The sequence below is a fragment of the Actinoplanes sp. NPDC051859 genome (genome assembly GCF_044452725.1).
Taxonomy (GTDB): Bacteria; Actinomycetota; Actinomycetes; order Mycobacteriales; family Micromonosporaceae; genus Actinoplanes.
Map to the genome: position 1 here is coordinate 40,014 of NZ_JBITBX010000024.1, position 7,890 is coordinate 47,903.

At 70.9% G+C, this 7,890-nt stretch carries 3 protein-coding genes; 2 read left to right on the plus strand and 1 reads right to left on the minus strand.

From position 1 onward, the window contains the following. Positions 1-18: 18 nt before the first annotated feature. A complete protein-coding gene (gene lepB, locus ACIA1L_RS32340; RefSeq protein ID WP_396076860.1) occupies positions 19-645 on the minus strand; it encodes a signal peptidase I in 627 nt (208 codons plus the stop codon). A gap of 655 nt (positions 646-1,300) precedes the next feature. Here lepB and ACIA1L_RS32345 point away from each other — a divergent pair. Both ACIA1L_RS32345 and ACIA1L_RS32350 read left to right on the plus strand, forming a co-directional pair. After that, on the plus strand, positions 1,301-1,504 hold the full coding sequence (locus ACIA1L_RS32345; protein WP_396076861.1) for an MbtH family protein: 204 nt from the start codon (positions 1,301-1,303) through the stop codon (positions 1,502-1,504). Between the two features lie 8 nt (positions 1,505-1,512). Next, entirely contained in the window at positions 1,513-7,803 is a 6,291-nt protein-coding gene (locus ACIA1L_RS32350; protein WP_396076862.1) for an amino acid adenylation domain-containing protein, read from the plus strand. Positions 7,804-7,890: the final 87 nt, after the last annotated feature.

Consider the following 7,890-nt stretch of genomic DNA (forward strand, 5'->3'; position numbering starts at 1 on the left):
CCGGCCGGGACGAGTCGGTCAGTGGACGTCGGGAACGGCGCTGAAAGTCTCGGGTACGGACAGCATGCGCATCCGGGCCGGCGGCCAGTACGTCGCGAAGGCCCGGCCCACGATGCTGTCCACCGGCACCATCCCGTTCTGCTCGGTGAGGTGCGCCCGCGAGTCGGCGGAGGCGCTGCGGTGGTCGCCGAGGAGGAAGACGAAGCCGTCGGGCACGGTGACGTCAAAATCGCGCTCGGACGGCTTGTCGCCGGGGTAGACGTAGTCTTCGTCGAGCGGCTGGCCGTTGACGGTGATCCGGCCGGTTTCCTCGCAGCACACGACCCGGTCGCCGGCCACGCCTACGACCCGCTTGATGTATTCCTGGCCCTCCCCGGCGTTCCAGGCCTGCGGGGGGTGGAACACCACGATCTCGCCGCGCTCGGGCTCCTGCATCCGATAGCTGATCTTGTCGACCAGCACCTTGTCGTCGATGAGCAGGGTTTGCTCCATCGATCCGGACGGGATGTAGAACGTCTGCAGCAGGTAGGCCCGGACGCCGACCGCCACCAGCACGCCGACCACGGCGAGGATGATCAGTTCCTTGAGCCGGGACCCGGCGGTCCGCGGTGTGTCGTCCTTGCTGCTGTCGGTCTCGGTAGCCACGGACGAAGAGTACATTCCGCGTGCGCCTCGGCCAGTGGCCCGGCAGGGCACCGACTCCGGCCGCTCGAGGGCTTGACCGGTTCGGTCGCATCGGGTTCCCGGTTGCCCCTCGACGACGGCGAATTCGGGCAACGCCCGCAGGTCATCGTCTTGTGTGGAGTCAGGCCGGCACCCACAGGTGCACCGTGACAGCGGGTGATCGGACCGTACCGGCGATCTCTCGCTGCTTGATGCATCGAGGCGCTGCCGGATGAGGCAAGAAGCTTGCCGACCGCGTAAGGAGTGGTCGGCATTGTGGTCGCTACCTGGAGTCGTTGGTGGCGACCCCGCCTGCCGGGTACCCATTTTCAGTCGGCGTTCACCTCGAATTTGCTAGCTGCGCGCGGGGTGCAATTTTCTAGCGTGATTACTTTGGGCGAAGTTACCTTGGGGTAGCTTGTTTCGAACGGGTGCCCAACGCATTCATGGGCGCCAAAGTCGTGGCTCAGCTCACCCGTGCGGCGTCTCACAACGTGGACAGCAAATGGACGCTATGAACGGATTTACCCGAATTCTCCTCGTGTTAGTGTCGCTCCCCGTTGGGCCTTGGTCGCTTTTCGTGTCGCGTCTGCGGCTGCGGGCGTACCCGTGCCGCCAAAGAAAGTAAGGATGCTTAATGAATCCCTTCGACGATGAGAACGGCACTTTTCTCGTCCTGGTCAATGCCGAAGGCCAGCACTCGCTCTGGCCCGAATTCGCCGACGTGCCGGCTGGTTGGACCGTTGTCAAAACTGCCAGTCCGCGGCAGGACTGCCTCGACTACGTCAATGAAAATTGGACCGACATGCGGCCCAAGAGCCTGATCGAAGCGATGAGCTGACCGTTGTCATGACCGCCCCCCACATCCCCGTAGCCCTGCCGCTGACCACCGCCCAGCTCGGCATCTGGTACGCCCAGCAGCTCGCCCCCGACAGCCTGGTGCACACCCTCGCCGAATACCTGGACATCGCCGGCCCGGTCCAGCCCGACCTGCTCGAACGGGCCCTGGCCCACACGGTCGGCGAAGCGGAATGCCTCACCGCCCGGTTCGCCGAAGCCCCCGACGGCGAACCGCAGCAACACCTCGGCGCGGTCGACAACTGGGAGTTCCCGGTCTTCGACCTCCGCGGCGAGCGGGAGCCGTTCGAGGCGGCATGTGCGCACATGGCCGCCCGGCAGGCCGAGCCCTTCGACCTGTCGGGCGAGCCGTTGTTCCGGTTTGCCCTCTATCGCCTCTCCGACAGCCGTCAGCTCTGGTGGCAGAGCTACCACCACCTCGTCATCGACGCCTACGGCATGAGCCTCGTCGCGCGCCGGGTCGCCGAGGTCTACTCGGCGCTCGCGGCCGGCACCCCGATCCCGGACCGCCCCTTCGGTCGGTACGAGGCACTTGTCGGTCGAGAACGGGCGTACGCGGACTCCGACCAGCGCACCCAGGACCGCCAGTTCTGGGCCGACTACCTGCGCGACTGCCCCGAGCCGGCCGGTTTGTCCCACCGGCAGCCCACCGAGCCCACCGGGGTGATCCGCGCGCCCGGCCGGCTCGACGCCGACGCCGTACGGCTGCTGGACGAGACAGCCGCGGCCCACCAGACGCGCTGGCCGCTGGTGGTCATCGCCGCCTGGGCCGCGTACCTGCACCGGATGACCGCCGCCGAAGAAGTCGTTGTCGGTCTGCCGGTCGCCGCACGCGCGCACGAGGAGGACCGGGCGACCCCGGCCATGCTGTCGAACCTGCTGCCGCTGCGAGTGGCAGTCGCACCGCAGGCGAGCGTCGCGGCACTCATCGCGCAGGTCGCTGCCGAGGCGCGTGCCGTGCTGCGGCACCAGAACTACCGGGTCGAGGACCTGCGCCGGGATCAGCAGGGCGCGCCGGGAGGCGCCCGGCCCGCCGGTCCGCGCGCCAACATCCAGAGCTTCGACTACGGCTTGTCCTTCGGGGCCAGCCCGGCAGCCGCGAGCAATCTGACGAACGGCTGGGTCGACGACCTCGCCATGATCGTCTTTGACCGCCGTGCGGGCGAGGGCTACGACGTCGCCCTCGACGGCAACCCGACGCTGTATTCCGGCGACGAGCTCGCCGGGCACCGTACGCGCTTCCTCAGTTTCCTCACCCGGTTCGCCGGGGCGACGCCGGACAGCGCGGTCGCCGACGTCGAGCTGCTCACCGCCGTCGAACGCGAGCGCACCGCCGCGTGGTCCGCCGGTGGCGCCGCGGTCGTACCGGCCACGATCTCTGAGCTCTTCACCGCTCAGGCGCGGCGCACCCCGGACGCCGTCGCCTTGGCCGGCGAGGACGACACGCTCACCTACGCGCAGCTGGACCGCGAGACCAACCGGATCGCCCGCTGGCTCATCGGCCGGCAGGTCGGTGCCGAGGACCTGGTCGCCCTCTCCTTCCCGCGTTCGGTGCACTGGGCTATCGCGATGCTGGCGGTGGCTAAGACCGGCGCGGCATACCTGCCGATCGACCCGGCCTACCCGGCCGAGCGGATTCGCTACATGCTGGGCGACGCCCGGCCCGTTTCGCTCGTGACGGTGCCCGAAACGGCCGCGGACCTGCCGGCAACCGAAGTTCCCGTGGTCCTGCTGGACGCGACCGGTTGCTCGGACGCCCCGCTCGACGCCGCAGAGCTGGTGCGCCCGGTGCGGGTCGCCAACCCGGCGTACGTGATCTACACGTCTGGTTCGACCGGCCAGCCCAAGGGCGTCGCCGTCACCCACACCGGCCTGTCGAGCCTCGCCGCCGCCCAGGGCGAGCGGTTGCAGGTGGGTCCGGGCGACCGGATGTTGCAGTTCGCCTCGCCAAGCTTCGACGCGGCACAGTCCGACCTGTGGGTCACCCTGCTGTCCGGCGCCACCCTGGTGACCCCGTCCGCGGAGCGCCTCGCCGTCGGGGCGCCGCTGGCCGCCACGGTGGCCGAGCTGGGCGTCACCCATCTCAAACTGCCGCCCGCCGCGCTCGCCGTGCTGCCCGCCGACGCCCTTCCCGGCGTACGAGTTCTGGCCGTCGCCGGTGAGGCCGTGCCGCAGGACCTGGTCGAGGAGTGGCACACGGGCCGTCGCATGATCAATGTGTACGGTCCGACCGAGAACACCGTCACCACCACCCTGAGCGAGCCGCTCGCCGCCGGCACGCCGGTGCCGATCGGCGCGCCGATCACGGGCACCGAGGTGTTCGTCCTGGACGAGCACTTCCGCCCGCTGCCCCCAGGCGCGGTCGGCGAGCTGTACGCGGCCGGAGTGGGCCTGGCCCGTGGCTACCTGCGCCGGCCCGACCTGACCGCCGGTCGCTTCGTGGCCCACCCTCTGGGTACCTCGGGTGAGCGCATGTACCGCACCGGTGACCTGGCCCGGTGGACCTCCGAAGGACAGCTCGTCTTCGCCGGGCGGACCGACGACCAGGTGAAGATCCGCGGCTTTCGGATCGAGCTCGGCGAGGTCGAGGCGGCCTGTGCGAGCCACCCGGACGTTCGCCAGGCGGTCGCCATGGTGCGCGAGGACCGCGCGGGCGACCAACGACTTGTGGTCTATGTGGTCGGTGCCGCCGACCCGGCCGCCGTCCGCGACCACGCCGCCGCCCGGCTCCCGGCGCACATGGTGCCCGGCACGGTCGCGCTGATCGACCTGGTCCCGCTCACCCGCAACGGAAAGGTCGACAGGCGGGCGCTGCCCGTTCCGGACCTGGCCGCCCCGGCGGAACCCGCCCGCGCGCCCCGGACCGCGCGCGAGGAGATTCTCTGCCGGCTCTTCGCGGAGCTGCTCGGCCTGCCCGAGGTCGGCCCGGACAGTGACTTCTTCGCTCTCGGCGGGCATTCGCTGTTGGCTGCCCGGCTCACCGGCCGGGTCCGCGCCGCCCTCGGCGTGGAGTCGTCCCTGCGAGACGTCTTCGCCGCACCCACCCCGGCCCGGTTCGCCGAGCTGCTGGCGTCCGCGCGGTCCGGCCCCCGCCCGTCGCTTGCGAAGATGCCCCGCCCCGCCGTGGTGCCGCTGTCCGCAGCCCAACAGCGGCTGTGGTTCGTGCACGAGCTGGACGGCCCCAGCGCTACCTACAACATGCCGTACGCGCTGCGCCTCGCCGGCCCGGTCGACGAGGGTGCGCTGCAGGCGGCGCTGACCGACATCGTGGCCCGGCACGAGAGCCTGCGGACCGTGTTCGCCGCGGACGAAGGCGTGCCGCACCAGGTGATCCGGCCCGCGGACCAGGCCACCATCACGATCGAGCGGCCCGGCGGAGACCCGGAACAGTGGCTGTCCGAAGCGGCGCACCGCGCCTTCGACCTGTCCCGCGACCTGCCGCTGCGCGCTCATCTCGGTGCCGACGGTCCGGATGGGCAGCTGTTGCTGCTCGTGTTGCACCACATCGCCGCCGACGGCTTGTCCCTCGCGCCGCTGATGCGGGACCTGTCCGCCATGTACGCCGCCCGACTCGCCGGGATCGCACCGGACTGGCCCGCCCTGCCGGTGCAGTACGCCGACTACGCCCTGTGGCAGCGCGAACTGCTGGGCGACGCGGCGGACCCCGGCAGCTTGCAGAATCGGCAACTGGCCTTCTGGCGCGAGACGCTGGCCGGTGCGCCGCCCTATCTGGAGCTGCCGGTGGACCGGGCCCACCCGGCCACGCCGTCGCATCGCGGTGGGCAAGTGCCGTTCGCCGTGCCCGCAGAGCTGCACCGCGCGCTGCTCAGGCTGGCCCACGAGCACGACGCGACGCTGTTCATGGTGCTGCACGCGGTGTTCGCCGTGCTGCTGCACCGGGTCGGCGCCGGCAAGGACGTCGTCATCGGCACCCCGACCGCGGGCCGGGCCGACGAGGCGCTTGACGAGCTGGCCGGATTCTTCGTGAACACCCTGGTTCTGCGTACCGACCTGTCCGGCGATCCCGATGTCCGGACGCTGCTCGGTCGGGTCCGCGAGGGCGACCTGGACGCGTTCGCCCACCAGGACGTGCCGTTCGACCGGCTCGTGGAACAGCTCGCGCCGGACCGTACGGCGGTCCGGCAGCCGCTGGTGCAGGCGATGCTCACCGTGCAGGACGCCGGCCAGGCTGCGTGGGAGCTGCCGGAGGGCAGTGTGGCGCCGGCGCTGGTCCCCCTCGGCATCGCCAAGTTCGACCTGACCGCCTCATTCGTCGTCCATCCCGGGGCCGCCGGCCTCGACGGCCAGTTCGAGTACGCCACCGACGTGTTCGAGGCGACGACGGTGCGAGCGCTCGTCGACCGGTTCCTCCTGGTGCTGGCCGCAGCCGTCACCACACCGGACCGCCGGATCAGCCAGATCGACGTGGTCACCCCTGCCGAGCGGGAGCGCCTGCTGGTCACCTGGAACGAGTCCACGACATCGGTGCCGCACGGCACGCTCGGCGAGCTGTTCGCGGCTCAGGTCGACAAGACCCCGGATGCGACGGCGGTCGTGGGTGACGACCGCACCCTGACCTACTCTGCGCTCGACGCCCGGGCAAATGTGCTCGCCCGCTGGCTGATCGGTCAGGGGATCGGCGCCGAAGACATCGTGGCGCTGTCCTTCCCGCGATCCGTCGACTGGGTCATCGCCATGCTTGCCGTCACCAAGTCGGGAGCCGCGTTCCTGCCGATCGATCCGTCCTATCCGGACAGCCGGATCCGGTATCTCGTCGACGACGCCCGGCCGGTCCGGTTGCTGACCGTCGCCGAGACAGCGTCCGCTCTGCCGGACCTGGACGTGCCCACGACGCTCCTCGACTCCGCCGGCCTGACCGAGCAGCTGTCCGCGCTGCCGGACACGGCCGTGACCGACGCCGAGCGGGTCCGCCAGCTGACCACGGCGACCGTTGCTTACGTCATCTACACCTCGGGCTCCACCGGGCGCCCCAAGGGCGTCGCCGTCACCCACGCCGGACTCCCGAGCCTGATCCACACCAAGGTGGCGCGGTTCGGCATCACCCCGGACAGCCGGATCCTGCAGTTCGCCTCGCCCAGCTTCGACGCCTCGGTGTGGGACATCTTCCCGGCCCTGACGACCGGGGCGACGCTCGTGGTGCCGTCCGCCGGTCGGCTCACCGTGGGGCCGCCGCTCGCCGCGACGATCGCCGAGCACGGCGTGACCCAGGCGACGCTGCCACCCGCCGCACTGGCCGTTCTGCCCGTCGACGCGCTGCCGAGCGTACGAGCGCTGGGGGTGGCGGGGGAGGCGCCGTCCGGGGAGGTGGTGGACCGGTGGTCGGTCGGCCGCAGCCTGATCAACGCGTACGGTCCGACAGAGGCCACCGTCTGCGCGACGGTCAGTCGCCCGTTGTCGGCGGGTGTCGATCCGGCGCCCATCGGTGGCCCGGTCGCCAACACCCGCCTGTACGTTCTGGACGCGGGACTGTCCCCGGTTCCGCCCGGCGTGCCCGGCGAGCTGTACGTGGCCGGTCAGGGTTTGTCCCGCGGCTATCTGCGCCGCCCGGACCTGTCCGCGGAACGGTTCGTGGCCTGCCCGTGGGACCCGGGACAGCGGATGTACCGCACCGGCGACCTGGTGCGGTGGGCCCCGGACGGGCAGCTCGTCTTCCTGGGCCGCACCGACGACCAGGTGAAGATCCGCGGCTTCCGGATCGAGCTCGGCGAGGTCACCCGGATGGTCGCCGGCCACCCGGACGTGGTCCAGGCCGTGGTGCTGGCCCGGGCGGACCAGCCCGGCGACAAGCGCCTCGTCGCGTACGTGACGACGGATGCCGACCGGAAGCTGGACCCGGCCGGGGTGCGTGAGCACGTCGCCCGCGAACTCCCCGGCTACATGGTCCCGACAGTCGTTGTCCTCGACGCCTTCCCGATGACCTCCAACGGCAAGGTCGACAAGGCTGCGCTGCCGGCCCCGGTGGTGGTCACCGAACCGGGCCGGGCGCCTCGCAACCAGCGGGAGGAAGTCCTCTGCGGGCTGTTCGCCGATCTGCTCGGCCTGCCCGCCGTCGGTATCGACGACGACTTCTTCGCCCTCGGCGGCCACTCCCTGCTCGCGACCCGACTGGTGAGCCGCATCCGCACCGCACTCAAGGCGGAACTGTCCATCCGCGACCTGTTCGCCGCCCGAACGCCGGCCCTGATCAGCGAACGACTGACGAGCGCCCGACCCGCCCGGCCGACCCTGCGCCGCATGGCGAAGAAGGAGAACCCCGCATGACACCCCCTGTGTCAACCTCACGCCGCTTGAGCGAGCGGCGGGGAGGTGGTGAACCGCGAGGCTCCGCCGTGTTTGGCGGGGTCGTAG

Excerpts from the sequence above, each read along its gene's own strand:
- ACIA1L_RS32345 (WP_396076861.1), top strand. The coding sequence starts at position 1,301 with ATGAATCCCTTCGACGATGAGAACGGCACTTTTCTCGTCCTGGTCAAT.
- ACIA1L_RS32350 (WP_396076862.1), top strand. The coding sequence starts at position 1,513 with ATGACCGCCCCCCACATCCCCGTAGCCCTGCCGCTGACCACCGCCCAG.